This is a genomic window from Microtetraspora malaysiensis (assembly GCF_050947145.1).
Taxonomy (GTDB): Bacteria; Actinomycetota; Actinomycetes; order Streptosporangiales; family Streptosporangiaceae; genus Microtetraspora_A; species Microtetraspora_A malaysiensis.
On sequence record NZ_CP191998.1, the window covers coordinates 5,968,933 to 5,986,666 of the forward strand.

Consider the following 17,734-nt stretch of genomic DNA (forward strand, 5'->3'; position numbering starts at 1 on the left):
GTTGGTAGGGAATTTCATGGAATGGCTGCGACAAGCCGGCGGGTGTAGTCGTGCGCGGGGGCGTCCAGGACCGTCGCGGTGTCCCCCTGCTCGACGACCCGCCCCTTGAACAGCACCACGGTCTTGACCGCGATCTGCCGGACCACGGCGAGGTCGTGGGTGATGAAGAGCATCCCGGTGCCCAGCTCCCGGCCGAGACGGCGCAGCAGTTCCAGCACGTGGGCCTGGACGGAGACATCGAGCGAGGCCACCGGCTCGTCGCAGATGAGCAGGGACGGCCGCACCGCCAGCGCGCGGGCGATGGCCACCCGCTGCCGCTCGCCGCCCGACAGCCCTTTCGGCCGCCGCGTGGCGTACCCGGGAGGAAGGCCGACCAGTTCCAGCAGGTCGCCCGGCGCGAGCCGTCCGGCCGGTTCGGCGCGCGCCGCCGCCTCGGACAGGGTCGCGCCCACGGTCATGGCGGGGTTGAGCGAGGTGCTGGGGTCCTGGAACACGCACTGGACCAGCCGGTGGACCCGGGCCCGCTCCTGCCTGGTCAGGGCCCGGCGGCGGGTGATGTCGAGGCCGTCCAGCTCGATGCGTCCCTGGTCGGGGGTGACCAGTCCGAGGACGGAGCGGGCCAGCGTGGTCTTGCCGGAGCCCGACTCGCCGACCAGCCCGACGGTCTCCCCGGCCGCCACCCGGAGGCTGACGCCGCCGAGCGCGGTGTGCGTGCCGTACCGCTTGACGAGGTCGTCCACGACGAGCAGCGGTTCGCCGGACCCGGTGGGGAGCGTGCCCGTCGCGACGTCGCGGGCCGTGAGCAGGGGGACCGTGTCGTTGACGCACGCGGTGAGGCGGCCGTCGCCGATCTCGCGGAGCGGCGGGCGGGAGGCGCGGCATCGCGTGGTCGCGTGGTCGCAGCGGGCGGCGAACGCGCACTCGGATGCCACCTGCGCGGCCGGTGGGACGCTGCCCGGGATGCCGGTGAGGCGTTCGAGCGTGTGCTCCACCGAGGGAAGGGCGCGCAGCAGCCCGGCGGTGTATGGATGGGCGGGCGCCTGGGCCAGGGACGTGCCCGGTCCCTGTTCGAGGACGCGTCCGGCGTACATCACCGAGACCCGGTCGCAGATGGCGAAGGCCACCCGCAGGTCGTGGGTGATCAGCAGCACGCCCATGCCGCGGTCGGCCTGGACCCTGGCCAGGAGTGTGAGGATCTCGTGCTGGGTGGTGGCGTCCAGGGCGGTGGTGGGCTCGTCGGCGATCAGCAGTTCCGGGTCCCCGGCAAGCGCGGCGGCCAGGGCCACGCGCTGCCGCATGCCGCCGGAGAGCTGGAAGGGGTAGCGCCTGGCGACGGATGGGTCGTCGATGCCGACCTCGGCCAGCCTGCGCGCCACCTCCTCGCGGGTCGCCCGGCCCGGCATCGTCTCGGCGATGTGCGCCCCGGTCGTGCGCAGCGGGTTGAGCATGGAGAACGGGTCCTGCATCAGCAGCGAGACACGCCGTCCCCTGAGGCCGCGCAGCACCCGTTCGCCGGCCGTTCCGACGATCTCCACCCCGCCGACGCGGATGGAGCCGGAGGCGCGCAGCCCTTTCGGCAGCAGGCCGATGGCGGCCCGTGCGGTCAGTGACTTACCGCTGCCCGACTCGCCTACCAGCCCGGCCATCTCCCCGGCCGCGACGGTGAGCCCGACGCCGTCGACGATCGTCCCGGCGGGCCCGGTGATCGTCAGTTCGTTGATCTCAAGCAGCATCGGAGAGCCTCTCGAACAGCCGGTCGCCCAGCAGGGTCGCCGCGGTGGCGGCGATGGTGACCAGCGCCGCCGGGATGACGGAGGCCCACGGGTTGAGGTCGAGCAGCGTGCGGTTCTCCTCGATCATCAGACCCCAGTCGGGGGTCCCGGCGGGCAGCCCGATCCCGAGGAACGACAGCCCGGAGAGCGCGACCAGCCCGGCGACGAAGCTGAGCAGCGCACCGGCGACGACCGTCGGCGCGATGTTGGGCAGCAGGTGCCTGAACATGATCCGCGCCGGGCGGAGCCCGAGCGTGCGGGCGGCCTCGGCGTAGGCCAGCTCACGCTGGGCCATGGTGAGGCTGCGGACCACGCGGATGTCGCCGGGCGTGAACAGCACGGCCAAGGCCAGCACGGCCCAGCCGATCCCGCCGCCGAGCACGCCGACCAGGACGATGAGGACGAGCATGCCCGGCAGGGCGATGAGCAGGTCGACGATCCGCATCATGATCGCGTCCAGCCAGCCGCGCCGGTATCCGGCCAGCAGCCCGAGCGTGGTGCTCATGACACACGTGCACAGTGTCACGATCACCGGCCAGAGCAGGGCCGAGCGCGCCCCGGCCAGGCAGCGCGAGAGCACGTCGCGGCCGAGGTCGTCGGTGCCCGCCCAGTGCGCCCAGCTCGGCATCGTCGCGCCGAGCGCGACGTCCTGCGCGGCCGGGTCGTAGGGGGCGATCCACGTACCACCGATCGCGGCCAGCGCCATGAGCGCCAGCACCACCGCCGACGCCACGGTCAGGAACCCCGGCCTGGTACGGCGGAGCCGCGCCACCCGCCCGCCGAACAGGGGCGTCCCGGAAACGGCTGTCATGAGGCCACCGCCCCGTGCCTGACCCGCGGGTCCACGGCCAGGTAGGTCAGGTCGATCAGGAGGTTGACCACGACGACCACGGCGCCGCCGAGCAGGACGAGGGCCTGGACGACGGGGATGTCCTTCCGCGCGACGGCGGTCACGAGCAGTTCCCCGAGCCCCGGCAGCCCGAAGGCCCGCTCGACGAAGAGCGCCCCGGTGAGGTTGGCGGCCATAAGCAGCCCGCCGACGGTTAGGACGGGCAGCGCGGCGTTGCGCAGGGCGTAGCTGATCCAGACACGCGGCAGGCTCAGCCCACGCGCCCTGGCGAAGGTGAGGTAGTCCTGACCGGCCAGGTCGAGGGCGGCGGCGCGCATCTGCCGCACGATGATGGCCGCCTCCGAGGTGGCCAGGGCCACGGCGGGCAGCGTGAGGTGAGCGATCCGCTCGGCCACCGTCTCGCCGGCGCCGAAGACGGGGAACCAGCCGAGCGCGACGGCGAAGCCGTACAGCAGCAGGATGCTCAGCGCGAACGGCGGCACGGCCAACGCGACCAGCGAGGTCAGCGTGATGCCCTGGTCGAGCCTGCCGCCGCGGCGCATGGCGGCGGCGAGTCCCAGCGGGACCCCGACGCCGACCGTGAGGATGAGCGCGTATGTGGCCAGGCCGGCGGTGACGGGCAGGCGGTCGGTGATGACGTTCGCGACGGGCTCCCGCGTGTAGATCGAGGTGCCGAAGTCACCGTGGAGGGCCCCGCCGAGCCAGGACAGGTAGCGCTCGTAGAGGGGGTCGTCGAGGTGGAACTGCGCCCGGATGGCAGCACGGGTCTCGGGCGTGGAGGGGCGCGGGCCGAGCAGGAGGTTCTCGGGGTTGCCCGGAGCGGCGGCCAGCAGGACGAAGCTGAGCAGCGACAGCACCCCGAGCAGCAGGACGGCGGCGCCCAGGCGGCGGGCGATGAAGGCCATCACGAACCGGCCGGGCGCACGGCGCTGAGGATGTCGATCGTCCAGGTGCCGGCGTCCATGGTGAAACGCTTGTTCAGCGCGAAGGCCGACTCGTTGTGGTACAGCGGCACGTAGGGCACCTGCTCGGCCACCTCGGCCAGCACCTTCGTGATGGCCTCCCGTCTGGGCTCGCCCTCCAGGCGGCCCACGTCGTCGAGCTCGGCGTCCAGGGCGGCGGTGCCGTACCCGCTGAAGTTGAAGCCCTGCGGCTTCGCGGAGGCGCGGCTGAGCAGGTCGGGCAGGACCTCGCTCGGGTCGGGGGTGCTGTAGTAGAGGTTGGCCATCTGCACCGCCAGGTCCTCGTGGTCCATGCGCTGCGTGATGTACTTCTCGCTCGGCAGCGGCGTGAGCTCCAGCGTGATCCCGATCTTGGCGAGGTCGGCCGCGACGGCCTGCATCGCCTTGACGTTCTCGCCCCCGCTGTCGTACGGCGTGGCGAGGGTGAACCCGCGCGGGTAGGCGGACTTGGCCAGCTCCGCCTTGGCCGCCTCGACGTCGTACGCGTAGGTGGGCAGGGCGGGCCAGGCGTCGCCGTACAGGGCGGTGAGCTGCGGCTTGGGCAGGAAGAGGTCGGCCTGGCTACCGTGTCCGCCGGTCATGAGCTGGACCAGGGCGGCCCTGTCGACGGCGTGCGCGATGGCGCGGCGCACGTGCACGTCCTTGAGCGGGCCCTGGTCGACCGCCAGCGACAGGAAGGCGATGTTGTCGGCCGGGTAGAAGGTCGTGGTGACATCGCGCAGGCCGGTCCACTTGCGCGCCTCGCTGGGCCGCACGTCGGCGGTGCCGTCGGCCTCGCCGGAGGACACGGCCAGCCGGAGGGTCTCGGGGTCGGAGATCGTCTTGAGCTCGATCTTACGCAACGCGGGCTTGGGACCCCAGTACAGCGGGTTGCGCTCCAGGGTGACACCCTCGGTGAGGCTGAACTTGGCGACCTTGAACGGGCCGGAGCCGAGCGTGCCCACCTCGGGCGATCCGAGGTCCTCGGGGTGCGCCTCGGCCAGCTTCTTCGGCACGATCTGCCAGGCGAGTGCGGCCGTGGGCAGGAACGCCTGGTTCGGCCTGGACAACGTCACCGTGACCGTGCGCGGGCCGGTGGCCTCGACCTTCTTGACCATGGTGACGTAGCTGGCCGCCTGGGAGGCGACCTTGGGATCGACATGGCGGCTGAGGGAGAAGACGGCGTCCTCGGCGGTGACCGGGGAGCCGTCGCTGAACTTCACGCCCTCGCGCAGGGTGAAGACGTACGTGAGGGGGTCGGGGTGGGTCCAGGACTCGGCGACGCTGGGGAGGACCTCCCCCTTCTTCCCGAGGGTGACCATGCAGTCCAGGACGGCGAACTGGACGATGGTGGAGGGGTTGTTGAAGCCGTGGGCGATGTCGAGGCTGTTGGGCACCTCGCTCAACGCCCAACGTAACGTGTCTGCCCGGTCCTGCTTCGACCCGGCGCAGCCCGCGGACAGCAGGAGGAGGGCGGCCAGCGCGACCCTGGGGAGCGCGGTTGCGGATGTCATGCATTCGCACGGTAGAAGGCGGATGCCCCGCGTTCACTAACTCGTCAGCCAAACTCCTGGCGGCTGCCCTCGTCCTTCTGGCCAACCGGTGGTATCAGACCAGGCCAGGGGGGATGCCCACGGGCGTGGTCCCCTCCGGCTGGGCGGTGAGGCGCATGCGGCGGAAGCCTTCTCCGCTGATCGTGAGGTCGCCGCCGGCCTCCAGACGGAGAGTGAAGGGGCCCGCCCGCCAGGCGCCCGCTGGGGCGGGCTCGGTGTCGAGTTCCAGGGTCAGGCCCATGGTGAACCTGCCGTCCTTGAGCACGGCCAGCACGTCGTATTCGTCGCTGAGCCACGCGCCGTCCGGGGCCCTGTCCTCGCCGGGAGCACGGCAGGGAGTGAAGATCATGGGAGGCTCGTCCCGAGGGGTGCTTCCCACGATGAGGGTGCCGTCCTCGACGGCCAGCCAGGTGGTGCGCGCCTCGCCCACGCCGTACCAGCGGCCGTCCGCGCCCGGGGCGAACTCGGCCTCCTGCTGCACGATGGCGACCCGGCCTTCGCCGGCCTCGGCGACGGTGATCGGGCTGTCGGTCGCCTCCTCGTACCAGTGCCCCACGACCGGCGCGGGGGCCCGGCCTCGGGCGACATTTTCGGAATCTTCCCGTTGGCCGGTGAGCTCAAGGGCCAGCCGGCGGCTGAGACCGACCGGGTCCAGAGCGCTCTGGTTGGTCAACACGGCCACGCCGAGATCAGGCCCTGGCAGGTAGAGGAGGTTGGAGACGTACCCGTGCATGCCGCCCGTGTGGCCGAACGCGTCGAGCTCGCCCACCTTCCAATGGAAGATCCCGTACGCGTAGGACAGCACGGTCCCGTCGGCCAGCACTCCCCGCTCCAGCAGCGCGTCACGCAGCCGCGTCCCCAGCACCCGCCCGTCCGCCAGGAACCCGAACCACGGCGCGAGCTGGCTCACGCTGGTCACCAGGCCGCCGTCGCCCACCGCCCCTTCCTCGGTATCGGCCCTGACCGGCCCGGCCGCGTACCCGAACGCCATCCGCGGCAACGGCACCGAGGCGTCGTCGCGGTAGCCGGTGTCGTCCATGCCGAGTGGCCCGAACACCCGCTCGGCCGCGAACTCGGCCAGCGACTTCCCGGTCACCCGCCTGACCACGACGGCCGCGAGCACGTAGCCGGTGTTGGAGTAGGAGAAGGCGGTGCCCGGCTCGAAGGTCGTCCGGCGGATGCGGCTGATGATCTTCATGAGCCGCTCCTCGGTCAGCACCTGGAGCGGGACGCCGGTGATGGCCTGCAGGGCGTACCACTCCGGGAGGCCGCCGGTGTGGTTCAGGCACTGGCCGATCGTGACCTCGCTCTCCAGGGCCAGCTCCGGCACGTGCTTCCTGATGTCGTCGTCCAGGCTCAACTTGCCCTCGTGGGCCAGCATGAGCACGCAGGCCGCGGTGAACTGCTTGGAGGCCGAGGCGATGTCGAAGCGGGTCGTGGCGTCGATCGGGACGCCGAACTCCACCGTGGCCACGCCCGTGGCGGCCGTATGCAGCGCCCGGCCACCGGAGTAGACGCCCACCGCGAGGCCCGGCGCATCCGGCCCGTCGGGAGTGAAGTCGGCGACGGCGCGTTCTACCAGCTCAAGATCCATGTCTTCAGTATCTGGATTCTCGCACCCGCCGGATTTGGTCTCCGCGGCAAACTTGGGCCCTCCGGGCTTGAACTCCGGCACACCGGCGTGGAGGTCGATGAGGCGGCCGTAGGCGCGGGCCGCCGTCGACCACCGGCTGGTCGTCACCGACCCCGACGCCGGCTGGTCCGCCTGCGCCGTTCTGGTCGACGGCGACCGGGTCGTCCGCCATGGCGGCCCTGCAGGACGCGACCCAGAGCCGGTTCGACGTGGCCATGCCGCACTCGGCGGCATGCTGGCGATGGCTGCTGGCCCACGAGGCGAGCAACCTCTGGGTCCTTGAGCAGGACGACACCGTCACCGCCGTCGGACGCACCACGCCCCCCGGCGACGAGGTGCTCCTGGCCGAGGCCGCCGCACGCGACAAGGCGGCGGCGCGGGACCTGCTCCGCGGCGTCGCCGCCCTGGTGCCCGGCAGCGAGGTGCGGGTCGTCCACCGGGCCGGCACCGTGACCGCCGCCGCCTGGCAGGAGTTCCTCGACCACGAACCGCGTAAGCAGGCTGAGCAGTACTACGTCCGCATCCCCTACGTCGCGGCGCTGCTCGACCGGCTGGCGGGAGCCTCATCCCTTCCCCAGGGGCCACGTCCTTGAATGACTTCCAAGGGATCGCCTGCCGGGGCGGCGAAATCGGACAGCCGCTGAAAGGGCAGCTCCAAGGGAGGGAACCGGCACCGAGATCAGTATGGTGCCCACCGCTTCGAGGGCGAGAGGCGGGTGGGGGTGCCCCAGGGGCGCGCGTCTATCCGAGCCCTCAAGGGTCTTGGTCACGGCGTGTCAGGCGAGTGTGTGGGCCGGTTGATCCGGCGTGGGGTTGGGCGGTGTGTCGTGTGCGGCCGTCAGCGTGTACTGCTCCGGATCGAAGGTTCGGGTGCGGTGACGGAACCGCCAGGTCGGCTCGGGCCAGATGGCGGTGATGCGGCCCTGGGAGTCCGTGTACCAGTTCGTGCAGCCGCCCGCGGCCCAGACGGTGCCGGCCATACGCCGCTGGAGCGCGGTGTTGTAGGAGGCTTGGACGTCGGCGCGTACCTCCACGGCGGCCAGTCCACGCTCGGCCATGACGCGAAGGCAGCCGAGCAGATACGTGATCTGCGATTCGATTATGTAGATGAGACTGGTGTGCCCCACCCCGGTGTTGGGCCCGGCCATCAGGAACAGATTGGGGAAGCCGGCGACGGTGGTGCCGAGGTAGGCTTGCGGGCTTCCCTGCCAGGTCTGGCCCAGGCTCCGCCCGTCGGCACCGATGATGTGCTGTGTGAAGGTGGCGTCGGTGACGCGGAACCCGGTCCCGAAGATCAGGACATCCGCCGGATGCGTGGTCGCATGGTGCGTGGGACCCGGTGCCGTGATCACCGCCTCCCTTGTGATGGCGGTGATCGCGTTGGTGACCACCTCGACGTTGGGCTGGGCCAGGGCCGGATAGTAGTCGTCGGACATCAGGATCCGCTTGCAACCCAGCTCGTAGTCCGGGATCAGCTTGGCGCGCAGCGCCGGGTCGGCGATCTGACGGCGCAGGTGGGCCAGTGCCTGTTTGCGGCCCATGTCGGCCATGGCGCGGTTGCCCAGCAGCGCGGGCAGGCCCGCCTCGCGCCGCAGGTACTCCACGCCGCGCGCCAGGCGTTGCAACGGTGGAGCCAGCCGGTACACACGGCGCCGCCAGCCGGGGATCGGCCGGTCATTACGCGGCATGATCCACGGCGGGGTGCGCTGGAACACGGTCACCTGCCGAGCGACGCGCTGCAGATGCGGAACGAACTGGATGGCGCTCGCGCCGGTCCCGATCACCGCCACACGCTTGCCGCGCAGATCCAGGTGGTGCCGCCAGCGGGCGGAGTGGAACATCTCGCCCGCGAAGTCCTCCATCCCGGGGAGCAAGGGAACGGCCGGTTCCGACAGCGGCCCCTGCGCCATGACCAGCACTCCTGCCGCGAGCGGTCCTCGGCTGGTCTGCAGGATCCAGCGGTGCCGCTCCTGGTCCCAGGACGCCCGCTGGAGCGCGACACCCAGTCGCAGATAGGGCGTGAGGTCGTAGTCGTGGACGCAACGTCGTAGATAGCCCTCGATCTCGCGCTGCGGGGCGAACCGGCGACTCCAGTCCGGGTTCGGGGCGAACGAGAAGGAGTACAGGCGGGAGGGAACGTCGCAGGCGCAGCCCGGATAGGTGTTGTCCCGCCAGGTGCCGCCCACGTTGTCGGCCTGTTCCAGGACCACCAGGTCCCGGTGGCCTTCCTGGAGCAGGCGGATGGCCGTGCCCAGACCCGCGAACCCCGCGCCGACGATGACGACGGCGACGTGCGGCCCGGTCGGGCTCGTCTCATCCCGGTGTCCTTGGGTACGTCGCGCCTTCCTCAGGTTCTGGTCGGTCATAGTCCCCCCATTCATCATTGCTCACATTCATATCTATCGTATAAAATACGAACGAAAAGTCAACGATAGTTTGAGGTGGAGATGAGAATCCTGGCGCTTGGCGGGCCCGGAGCGATGGGGGCGGTCGCGGTGCGCGTGGCCGCCGGACTTCCTGGTGTGACCGAGATCGTGGTGGCGGACCGGCGCCTTGAGGCGGCGCAGAGCTTGGTGCGCCGCCTCGCCGGCACCGGCACGTCGATGCGGCCGCTGCGGGTGGATGTGACCGACGCCGGCGAGCTACGGGCCGCTCTCGAGCAGGCGGACGTCGTGCTCAACACGGTCGGCCCGTACTACCGGTTCGGCATGACCGTGCTGCGCGCGGCCATCGCGGCCGGCACCCACTACCTGGACATCTGCGACGACTGGGAGCCGACCCAGCAGATGCTCGACCTGGACGAGCAGGCCCGGGCCGCCGGAGTCTGCGCGGTGGTGGGCATGGGCGCCAGCCCGGGGGTCAGCAACCTGCTGGCCCTGCGCGGTCACGATGCTGGACGGACCGGTCCGGGACCTGTACACCGCCTGGCCCGTGGACGTCTCCAGTTCGGAAGCGGGCGGGCAGGACGACGAGCAGTTACTCGGTCCCGACGGGCGTCCCACCGCCGCAGCCGTGCACTGGATGGAGCAGATCAGCGGCAAGGTCGCCGTGGTCGACGGCGGACGGCTCGTGCGCCGGCGGCCGCTGCAGCCGGTCACCCTGACCGTCGCCCCCGGCCGTTCCGGTACGGCCTACATCGTGGGGCATCCCGAGCCGGTCACCTTCCACCGCAGTTTCCGCCCCACAGGCAGGTCCGCCAACCTCATGGTCATCACGCCGACGACCCTCGCCTACCTGGACCTGCTGCGCCAGGGCATCGACTCCGGTACGCTCACCAACGAGACCGCCGCCGCCGATCTGGCCAGGCCATCGGTCGGGCGCGGCCTACGCGCCACCGTGTCCGCGCTGGGTCGCAAGGGGCCCGGAACGCTGCCGCCGTTCTTCGCCACCGCCACGGGAACGCGGCACGGCGGTCCGGTCACCGTCACCGCCCGTCTCGCGGACACGCCCGGCGTCGGCGCGCTGACCGACGACATGGCCGAGGCGACCGGGGTCCCGCTGGCCCTGGGGCTGGCGCAGCTCCTGGACGGCTCCCCTGTCCGGCCCGGCGTTCATCCGCCCGAGTCGGTCATCGATGCCGAGCGGTTCTTCCACGACCTGGTGCGCCAGACCCCCCGGTTGCGCATTGACGGCGCTCCCGACGGCGTGGTGGTGGACGTGACCCCGACCGACGTCGAGGTGGTCCGGTCGTGATGGCATCTCATGGCACGCCGGGGACGCAGGGGCCCCTCGGTAGGCACGACCGTATCCCTCCTTCCGCTATGTTCGCCGAGGTCGACGGGCGCCGTGTCCATTACCGCGTCACAGGTACGGGTCCGCCGGTGGTCCTGCTGCACGGCCTGGGGCGCAGCCTGGAGGATTGGGAGCCACTACGCGCGGCCCTGCCCGGGTATCGCCTGCTGGCGATCGACCTCGCCGGGTTCGGACACTCCCATCCCCTGCCCGAGCCGCGGCTCGACTCCTTGGCCGGGCACGTCATGAGAACGCTGGACGCCCTGGACGTCACCCGCGCCGTGCACGTGGTGGGCAACTCGCTGGGCGGTGCCGTCGCGATGCGGCTCGCCGCCGACAACCCCGACCGGGTCGCCTCGCTGGCCCTGGCCAACAGCGCCGGATTCGGCCGCCGGGTCACGTGGGCCCTGCGCGTCCTCGACCTGCCGCTGCTGTGGCGGCTGCTGCTCCGCCCCGACGAGCGCACCGCACGGTCGACCGAGCTTTCGCTGTTCTACGACCCGGCCTTCGCCACACCCGAACGGGTCGCCCTGGCACACGAACTCTCCCAGCGACCTGAGGCGGCCCGGACCCTGCGGCGCGTGGCCGCCGGCCTGGGCTCCATACGGGGCGTCCACCCCGGCTGGCGCCGGGACCTGCTCATGGCAATGGCACGGCTCGGCATCCCCACGCTCGTCGCCTGGGGCACCCACGACCGGATCCTGCCTGCCGGCCACCTCATCAACGCGGCGGCCGCTTTGCCCCAGGCCCACACCCACCTGTTCTCCCGAACCGGTCACATGCCACAGATCGAACGGGCCGAGCAGTTCGCCGCCCTGCTCACCCGTTTCTGGGACGGCCTGGAGGCCGGCCCGCCACCCGCCACGGCGAAGTAGTCCCTGCGGACCACGACGAACCCATGGTCCTGAACTATCGATTTGGATTCGATAGTTTAGGATCCATAGGTTCGGCACGCCGGGCACCCCGCTGTCCGCCCGCACCCGCCAGAGGGCGGCGTCGCCATCACGGCGTGCCGCCCCGGCCGCACTCGGAAGGCCCGCACCATGACCGCCGCACCCCAGATGCCGGAACCGGACGTCCAGGTCCCCACCCGGATGCTCGTCGAAGCGCTCGTCCGCGCCGACCTCACGGTCGACACCGGTGAGATCTACGCCACCGGCAATCTGCTGGGCATGACCGACCAGCAGGTGCGCCTGTGCATCAAGCGGCTGGTCGCCGAAGGACGCTTCACCCACGAGGGCAGAGGACGCAAAGCAGTACTGCGGGCCACCGACACCACCGAGCAGACCCTGGGCCTCGACGTCGAATTCGTCGCCCACGCCTTCCGCCAGGACGCCGGGCTCGCCCCCTGGGACGGCACCTGGCACCTGGTCGCCTTCGCCGTCCCCGAGACCGCCCGCACCGCACGCGACGCCCTGCGCGCCGCGCTCACCCGCCTGGGCGGAGCTCCCATCCAAGGCGGTTTGTACGTCAGCGCCAACCCGTGGGAACCCTACGTCGAGGACCACGCCCGCCACCTGGACGTCCTCGACAACCTCACCTTCGCGACCACCCGGGACCTGCGCCAGGGCGACCAGGACGACCCCGCCGCACTTGCCCTCGCCCTGTGGCCGCTGGCCGAGATCGCCGAGCGCTATCGCCGGCTCACCGCCGTCGCCGAACCGCGCCTCGAGCGCCTCCGCGACCACGCCGACCTCACCGACGCGCAGCGGCTGACCATCGCGGTGGAACTGGCCGCCGAATTCGCCCGCGCCATGGAGCCCGACCCCCTCCTGCCGCCCCAGCTGCTCCCGCAGCCCTGGCCGGGCAGCCACGCCCGAGCACTGGTCGCACAGTGCTGGTCACTCTTGAACGAGAACGCCGGCCCGGGCAGCGAGAGCACCCGCCTCTTCCGCCTGTACGGGGACATGGCCCGCACAGCGACCGCTCGCACGTGACCGGCACTCCGTATCGCGACTCCACGCACCCGGGAAATGTCCGGCCGGACCGCTACGGGCCCGGCCGGACACGGTCGAAGCTGAAGGTCGTCCGCGGTGATCGCCTCGGTGGGCCGATCCACCAGCATGCGCAGGTCGCGTAGGCGCCGACGTTCCGGCACCCACAGGCGGTGCCGCACTCCACGCCCTGCGCCCGGCCCTCGCGCCGGTCACGATGCTTCCTCGATCACGACCGCGATGGGCTTGGCCCGCTCCGCCAGGTCGGCGAAGAAACGGTCGGAGTCGATGGCGGTTTCCGGCGGGTGGACTCCGGGCCGGCTGACGGTGCCGTCGAGCAACTGGGCGAGCCCCAGGGCCGCCGGGATCCCGGTGGCCTCGGCCATGCCCTTCATCAGCGCGGCCGTGCCCGTCAAATGCGCCAGAATCGTGGTCGGCCGACCATCCTTGATTCCTCTGGCGGCGGCGAAGAACGGCGGCAGCGAGCCGGGGGTCTTGAACTTTACGGCGCGCACGGCGGCCCTCATGGCGCGTCGCATCGAGGGCTTGGCCAGGTCGGTGGCGGCCGTCTCGTTGGTGAGCCTGCCGCCGTCGATCTCCCTGCGCAGCACGTCCATATAGGCCACGGTCCCAGGCGTGATGACCATGAGGTTGGCCGAGTCTCCCTCCGGCCGATAGCTGCGCTGCAAGGTCACCGGCTCGGGATGGCCGACAGTGTATGCGGTGCCCTTGCGGCCACCGGGCAGGGTGAGGGTGACCGGCTGCAGCGGCGGCTGCTGCACGAGTTCGCCGCTGCTCACCACGGCGACCGTACCGCTGATCTGCTGCATCAAGTGCACGGCGGCGGCGATCGGACGGCCGTCCGGGCCGCGCAGGTCGGTCTCTTCAGCACCGGAGCCCGGCACATCGACGGGCCAGGCAGTGTAGAGGTCGGTCACGGTGTCGAGCCGGGCCACCGTCCTGGCCGCGAGCAGATTGCTGATGCCTGGGCTCGCGCCCATGCCGATCACGGCGCATACCCCTGCCGCGCGGGCGTCGGCGTCGAGGTCGAGCATCTGCAGGGTGGGTTCCCAGTCGTCGCAGATGTCGATGTAGTGCGTACGAGTGCGGATCGCCGCCCGCAGCACACCCAGGCCGAACCGGTAGTACGGACCGACAGTGTTGAAAACGATGTCGGCCTCGTTGAGCGCCGCGTCCAGTTCGGCCTCGTCGGTGACGTCGACCTTGCGGGCGCTCATCCGCACCCGCGAATCGGCCAGTTCGCGGATGAGTCGCCGCGCCGCTTCCACGTCGCGGTCGGCGACGACGATCTCCCGGACTCCGGGCAGCCCAGTGGCCACGCGCACCGCAACCCGGCCCATCGCGCCGGGTCCGCCGAGGGCGAGGATCTTCATCAGTCACTCCTTGCAGATCGTGACTAAATCGATCGTTTAAATTACGATCACATGTATCATGAAAGTATCATTGGCGATGCTCTTCCGCGAGCGGCCGGCGACCCGGATTCTCGCCGCCGAGGCTCTGTGCGCCCTGCCGATCGCCACGCTGACCCTGCCCGCGTCGACACCGAATCACGACACCGTGCCCGATTGGGTGCAACTCCTCGGCCTGATGATGCTCTTCGTGCTGTACGGCACCGCGCTGTCCACCTGGCGCCTGGTCATGGTCGGCGGGCTGCGCCCTGCCCCGACGACCCGGCAGCAGGTCCGCGACGACCGGCGACTCCGGATGCTGGTGCTGAGCTACCCGCCCTTGGTGGCGCTGCTCCTGCCGATCCCGCCCACCTGGACCCTGCTCTGGTTCGGGCTCACGCTGGCCACCGCGGTCGGCGGCGCGGTCTCGCTGGTCCGGATGGCGGTCCTGCTCAATGGCCGATCGATTCGAGCAACAGCCGCCGATCGCGCGGATACCCCAACATGGACGGAGACCGAGGCACAGTGATCGCGATCAACGCGGTTACCGCCCGCGGCCGTGCTCCGAATCATGGACCGGCCAGCCGGAAGGTGTCGCAGGCGGCCTCGATCGGCTCGTCGCCGATGCACATAGCCAGACAGAGATGATGGATGGGGTCTGCTCCACCTACTCCCTCAAACCCGGCTATTTGCCGTAAATCGAGCGACCGCGGTGCTCTCCGCCCAGAACGGCTCGCGCGGGTCCGGCTGCGGCGGCCCATCCGACCGCCTTCTCCCGATCTGGCAGTTCTCGATCCGGCCCGCCGTGCCGCCAGGGGTCGGCACCGGCGCGCATCGCGAGGGCGAGGCGGGGATACGCTCCCGGTGCGAAAAGCGCCGCGCCAGCTCCTCGCTTTCGGACTCCTTCAGCGTCCCGCCTCCGCCGCCGTTACCGCCCGCCTGCCCGTTGGCGTGCCGGTCCATCTGCACCCAGTCATCCTGACCCTTCCACGGACGCCACACAGGCGTGAAAATTTGAGCGGGCTGCTCGCCGACGCCGGTCATAACGTGGGACACATCGATCCCGTCACTCAGTCTGGCGCTGGGGCCCCGACCTTGATGGGTCACGCACTGTTTGCTTCGAGCACGCCGGTCAGAATGTTCGGCTCCCGACCGAGGCCCCCGAGCAGCCCGCCACCACCCCCGGCCGACAAGGAGCGATCACCCCATGGCGATGAGAGAACCCGTGGAAGTCCCGGATGAGGAGCATGAACATCTCATCGAACGAGTCGCGGCGATCGATGTGGCCAAGGCGTTCGGCAAGGTGTGCACGCGGATACCGCACCCGTCCACGTCCGGACGCCGGGTGACCAAGGTGTGGGACGTGGAAGCCACCATGAACGCGGTCACCGAACTCAGCGACCGGCTGATCGAGTTGGGCGTGGAGAAGGTCACCGTCGAATCGACGGGCGACTACTGGCGGATCTGGTACTACGTGCTGGAGGCCCGGGGACTGAACGTGCAACTGGTCAACGCCCGTGACGTCAAGCACCTGCCAGGCCGGTCGAAAACCGACAAACTGGACGCGGTCTGGTTGGCCAAGCTCACCGAGAAAGGCCTGGTTCGGCCCTCGTTCGTACCCCCCAAGGAGATTCGGACGCTGCGTGACTACACGCGGATGCGCAGCGACCTGACCGCCGAGCGGACCCGGTACTGGCTACGGCTGGAAAAGCTACTGGAAGACTCCCTGATCAAGGTGTCGGCGGTGGCCAGCACACTGACCACAGCCTCCATCCGGGACATGATCGAAGCGCTCATCGCAGGAGAACGCAATCCACGGGTGCTGGCCGAGCTCGCCCGCGGCAGGATGCGCGCCAAGATCCCAGCACTGGTCGAAGCGCTCACCGGCCAGTTCGACGACCACCACGCCGAGATCGCGGCGCTGCTACTGGCCCAGATCGACGGTCTGGATGCGCAGATCGGCAAGCTCACCGCCCGAATCGAGCAGCTTCTAGACGATCTGCCTGCCGCGCAGCCACATCGCGCCTCGGGCGACAGCGGCCGGGACGGGAATTCTTCCACGAGCCCCAGTCACCATCCCGAGATCACCACGGCCAGTCAGCCGATGCTGTCGGCCGTGGAACGGCTCGATGAGATTCCCGGCATCAGCCCGGCGGTCGCTCAAGTCATCCTGGCGGAGGTGGGACTGGACATGAACCGGTTCCCCACCGCCGGCCATCTGGTGTCCTGGGCGAAACTATGCCCGCGAACGATCCAGTCCGGCGCCAAGAGCCCCACTGGCGGCCGGACCGGCAAGGGCAACCCCTACCTCAAGGAGTCCTCGGCCAAGCCGCGGCCGTGGCTGCCCGGACCGATAGCTTTCTCGGCGAACGCTACCGGCGCATCGTCAAACGCCGCGGCAAGCTCAAGGCTCTGGTCGCCGTCGCCCGGTCGATCCTGGTCATCATCTGGCACCTGCTCGCCGACCCCACGGCCAAGTACTTCGACCTAGGAGCCGGGTACCACGCTGACCGCGTGAACAAGGACAAGAGGATCCGCACTTACGTCCGGCAGCTCGAAGCACTCGGTCTGACCGTCACCCTGACCTCGGCCGCCTGACCCATACCGCTGTGGCAAACCCCGAACCGGCGATCACCGGCGGGGTTCGCTGCCGCGCGCTGGCTGAGGTGGATCATTTTCCGGTCAGTTGTGCAACGTGTACTCGTTGATACCAAGGTCCCGCGCGACGTGCGAGACGGGTTTGCGGTCTCCTTGACGATACGCACCGCTCCAGCCCGAAACTCCGGATCAAAGCGGCGTCTCGTGGTACCTGCCACGACCAAACCTCTCCCGGTTCGGTCTCCACGCTACGAGGGGAAGGTCAGTCCATCCCCGCACCATCATCAAGGAGGTCAACCGGACACCCGCCTCCGCGAGGGCTCAGCCGCGGCGCTGTCGGGCAGCACCGCCAACTCCTCGCTGCTCAGCCCCCGCAGTCAAGGCCTTCGTATCGAAGCCTCTTATGATCAGCCACACGGCCAGGACCAAGCTTTGTAGGGCTAGTGGTGCGTTCATGGCCAGGTAGAGCGGCGTGACGACGCCAGTCACACGAAACAGCACCAAGAAGCTCGCCGACACAGCCAATCCAGCCCCAAGGATTCCCCATACAGACAGCCAGCGAGGGACAAATCTCCACCGATACAGAATGGCGAACAGCAGTAGATCTCCGAGGCTCAGCGAGATGATCAAGGCGACATGATTGACCAGGTCGCGCACCGTCCGCAACAACTCGCCCAAGGCTCCGAGGTGGGATGCGCCCACAGCGCCGGCTTGGGTGAATTCCTGACCCAGCACCAGGAACAATGGTAAGAGAATCACCCCTGTGAGATGGAACGCCGCTGCGATCATCCTGAATCCAAGGAAGCCCAGACTGAGCGCTTCATTAGCCATTCCCAATGTCGGGTAGAGGTACAGCGCAAAACCGACATAGGCGGGGATCATAATGAACTGAGAAGCTGCGCCGATGATGATCTGGCTCTCATGCGCAGAAATGAGAGCCAGATAGTGCGGCTCCTCTATGGCGGGAACAACACTGAACACGCCGCCGATCATGCTCACGATGACTAGTGCGCCGGCGATTATAGTTGCCCGCCTGGCTGTATTCATGACACTTCTCCCCGTATATGTCGCCGCGGCCGGCCGCTCCGCCTCTTACACCTGTAAGGCTGCTGCAGACGCTATCCTTACATGCGTAAGGCCGCAAGGGTTCCTGCGCATCACGCCGCCGCCCCCGATAGATCGGGAGAGAAATGGACCTCGATCCTGGTCGCGGCGACAGCCTGCCCGCAGCCGTGTCCGCGGACATGTACCGCCTGCTGGAGGCAGGCCACCGACGCGGAAGCGGGAGCTCCACCGTGGCTGGGCGAGGTTC

Annotated in this window: 15 protein-coding genes and 1 pseudogene; 7 read left to right on the plus strand and 9 right to left on the minus strand. The window is 69.8% G+C overall.

Annotated elements, in window-relative coordinates:
• Positions 1-14 precede the first annotated feature (14 nt).
• The 5 genes from ACQP1V_RS28175 to ACQP1V_RS28195 form a co-directional block, all read right to left on the minus strand.
• Positions 15-1,733, minus strand: a complete 1,719-nt coding sequence (locus ACQP1V_RS28175; RefSeq protein WP_433413089.1) for a dipeptide ABC transporter ATP-binding protein — start codon at positions 1,731-1,733, stop codon at positions 15-17.
• The gene (locus ACQP1V_RS28180; protein WP_387415520.1) at positions 1,723-2,583 is read right to left on the minus strand and encodes an ABC transporter permease; all 861 of its coding nucleotides are present in this window, start codon (positions 2,581-2,583) and stop codon (positions 1,723-1,725) included. The genes ACQP1V_RS28175 and ACQP1V_RS28180 overlap by 11 nt, the downstream gene beginning before the upstream one ends.
• Complete coding sequence (locus ACQP1V_RS28185; RefSeq protein WP_387415522.1) at positions 2,580-3,527, minus strand: ABC transporter permease; 948 nt, start codon at positions 3,525-3,527, stop codon at positions 2,580-2,582. The genes ACQP1V_RS28180 and ACQP1V_RS28185 overlap by 4 nt, the downstream gene beginning before the upstream one ends.
• Positions 3,527-5,077 (minus strand): ABC transporter substrate-binding protein, encoded by a 1,551-nt coding sequence (locus tag ACQP1V_RS28190; protein ID WP_433413090.1) that lies wholly within the window; start codon positions 5,075-5,077, stop codon positions 3,527-3,529. Before ACQP1V_RS28190 ends, ACQP1V_RS28185 begins: the two co-directional genes overlap by 1 nt.
• Before the next feature lie 94 nt (positions 5,078-5,171).
• On the minus strand, positions 5,172-6,710 hold the full coding sequence (locus ACQP1V_RS28195; RefSeq protein ID WP_433413091.1) for a serine hydrolase domain-containing protein: 1,539 nt from the start codon (positions 6,708-6,710) through the stop codon (positions 5,172-5,174).
• A 209-nt stretch (positions 6,711-6,919) separates the two neighbouring features.
• Here ACQP1V_RS28195 and ACQP1V_RS28200 point away from each other — a divergent pair, with 209 nt between their 5' ends.
• Positions 6,920-7,342, plus strand: a complete 423-nt coding sequence (locus ACQP1V_RS28200) for a hypothetical protein (RefSeq protein WP_433413092.1) — start codon at positions 6,920-6,922, stop codon at positions 7,340-7,342.
• 183 nt (positions 7,343-7,525) lie between these two features.
• On the opposite strand, the gene ACQP1V_RS28205 is transcribed toward ACQP1V_RS28200, so the two are convergent.
• The gene (locus tag ACQP1V_RS28205) at positions 7,526-9,115 is read right to left on the minus strand and encodes a flavin-containing monooxygenase (RefSeq protein ID WP_433413093.1); all 1,590 of its coding nucleotides are present in this window, start codon (positions 9,113-9,115) and stop codon (positions 7,526-7,528) included.
• An 81-nt stretch (positions 9,116-9,196) separates the two neighbouring features.
• On the opposite strand from ACQP1V_RS28205, the pseudogene ACQP1V_RS28210 reads away from it, so the two are divergent.
• The 4 genes and pseudogenes from ACQP1V_RS28210 to ACQP1V_RS28225 form a co-directional block, all read left to right on the plus strand.
• Positions 9,197-9,571: pseudogene (locus ACQP1V_RS28210) on the plus strand (saccharopine dehydrogenase NADP-binding domain-containing protein); the annotation flags it as partial.
• 67 nt (positions 9,572-9,638) lie between these two features.
• The gene (locus tag ACQP1V_RS28215) at positions 9,639-10,442 is read left to right on the plus strand and encodes a hypothetical protein (RefSeq protein WP_433413094.1); all 804 of its coding nucleotides are present in this window, start codon (positions 9,639-9,641) and stop codon (positions 10,440-10,442) included.
• 68 nt (positions 10,443-10,510) lie between these two features.
• Complete coding sequence (locus tag ACQP1V_RS28220) at positions 10,511-11,356, plus strand: alpha/beta fold hydrolase (RefSeq protein ID WP_433413095.1); 846 nt, start codon at positions 10,511-10,513, stop codon at positions 11,354-11,356.
• A gap of 168 nt (positions 11,357-11,524) precedes the next feature.
• Complete coding sequence (locus tag ACQP1V_RS28225) at positions 11,525-12,418, plus strand: PaaX family transcriptional regulator C-terminal domain-containing protein (RefSeq protein ID WP_433413096.1); 894 nt, start codon at positions 11,525-11,527, stop codon at positions 12,416-12,418.
• A 209-nt stretch (positions 12,419-12,627) separates the two neighbouring features.
• Here ACQP1V_RS28225 and ACQP1V_RS28230 read toward each other — a convergent pair whose 3' ends face one another.
• On the minus strand, positions 12,628-13,809 hold the full coding sequence (locus ACQP1V_RS28230) for a saccharopine dehydrogenase family protein (protein ID WP_433413097.1): 1,182 nt from the start codon (positions 13,807-13,809) through the stop codon (positions 12,628-12,630).
• A gap of 58 nt (positions 13,810-13,867) precedes the next feature.
• On the opposite strand from ACQP1V_RS28230, the gene ACQP1V_RS28235 reads away from it, so the two are divergent.
• Positions 13,868-14,353, plus strand: a complete 486-nt coding sequence (locus ACQP1V_RS28235; RefSeq protein WP_433413098.1) for a hypothetical protein — start codon at positions 13,868-13,870, stop codon at positions 14,351-14,353.
• Positions 14,354-14,499: 146 nt separating this feature from the next.
• Here the strand turns inward: ACQP1V_RS28235 and ACQP1V_RS28240 are convergent, their stop codons facing one another.
• Complete coding sequence (locus tag ACQP1V_RS28240) at positions 14,500-14,868, minus strand: hypothetical protein (RefSeq protein WP_433413099.1); 369 nt, start codon at positions 14,866-14,868, stop codon at positions 14,500-14,502.
• A 181-nt stretch (positions 14,869-15,049) separates the two neighbouring features.
• Between ACQP1V_RS28240 and ACQP1V_RS28245 the strand changes: the two genes are divergently transcribed.
• Positions 15,050-16,315, plus strand: coding sequence for an IS110 family transposase (locus ACQP1V_RS28245; protein ID WP_433413100.1), 1,266 nt, complete (start codon positions 15,050-15,052; stop codon positions 16,313-16,315).
• Positions 16,316-16,743: 428 nt separating this feature from the next.
• Here the strand turns inward: ACQP1V_RS28245 and ACQP1V_RS28250 are convergent, their stop codons facing one another.
• Entirely contained in the window at positions 16,744-17,469 is a 726-nt protein-coding gene (locus tag ACQP1V_RS28250) for a DUF4386 domain-containing protein (protein ID WP_433413101.1), read from the minus strand.
• Positions 17,470-17,734: the final 265 nt, after the last annotated feature.

Excerpts from the sequence above, each read along its gene's own strand:
- ACQP1V_RS28200 (WP_433413092.1), top strand. The coding sequence starts at position 6,920 with ATGGCGGCCCTGCAGGACGCGACCCAGAGCCGGTTCGACGTGGCCATG.
- ACQP1V_RS28180 (WP_387415520.1), bottom strand. The coding sequence starts at position 2,583 with ATGACAGCCGTTTCCGGGACGCCCCTGTTCGGCGGGCGGGTGGCGCGG.
- ACQP1V_RS28230 (WP_433413097.1), bottom strand. The coding sequence starts at position 13,809 with ATGAAGATCCTCGCCCTCGGCGGACCCGGCGCGATGGGCCGGGTTGCG.
- ACQP1V_RS28190 (WP_433413090.1), bottom strand. The coding sequence starts at position 5,077 with ATGACATCCGCAACCGCGCTCCCCAGGGTCGCGCTGGCCGCCCTCCTC.
- ACQP1V_RS28225 (WP_433413096.1), top strand. The coding sequence starts at position 11,525 with ATGACCGCCGCACCCCAGATGCCGGAACCGGACGTCCAGGTCCCCACC.
- ACQP1V_RS28235 (WP_433413098.1), top strand. The coding sequence starts at position 13,868 with ATGAAAGTATCATTGGCGATGCTCTTCCGCGAGCGGCCGGCGACCCGG.
- ACQP1V_RS28220 (WP_433413095.1), top strand. The coding sequence starts at position 10,511 with ATGTTCGCCGAGGTCGACGGGCGCCGTGTCCATTACCGCGTCACAGGT.
- ACQP1V_RS28175 (WP_433413089.1), bottom strand. The coding sequence starts at position 1,733 with ATGCTGCTTGAGATCAACGAACTGACGATCACCGGGCCCGCCGGGACG.
- ACQP1V_RS28195 (WP_433413091.1), bottom strand. The coding sequence starts at position 6,710 with ATGGATCTTGAGCTGGTAGAACGCGCCGTCGCCGACTTCACTCCCGAC.
- ACQP1V_RS28240 (WP_433413099.1), bottom strand. The coding sequence starts at position 14,868 with ATGACCGGCGTCGGCGAGCAGCCCGCTCAAATTTTCACGCCTGTGTGG.
- ACQP1V_RS28215 (WP_433413094.1), top strand. The coding sequence starts at position 9,639 with ATGCTGGACGGACCGGTCCGGGACCTGTACACCGCCTGGCCCGTGGAC.
- ACQP1V_RS28250 (WP_433413101.1), bottom strand. The coding sequence starts at position 17,469 with ATGAATACAGCCAGGCGGGCAACTATAATCGCCGGCGCACTAGTCATC.
- ACQP1V_RS28205 (WP_433413093.1), bottom strand. The coding sequence starts at position 9,115 with ATGACCGACCAGAACCTGAGGAAGGCGCGACGTACCCAAGGACACCGG.
- ACQP1V_RS28185 (WP_387415522.1), bottom strand. The coding sequence starts at position 3,527 with ATGGCCTTCATCGCCCGCCGCCTGGGCGCCGCCGTCCTGCTGCTCGGG.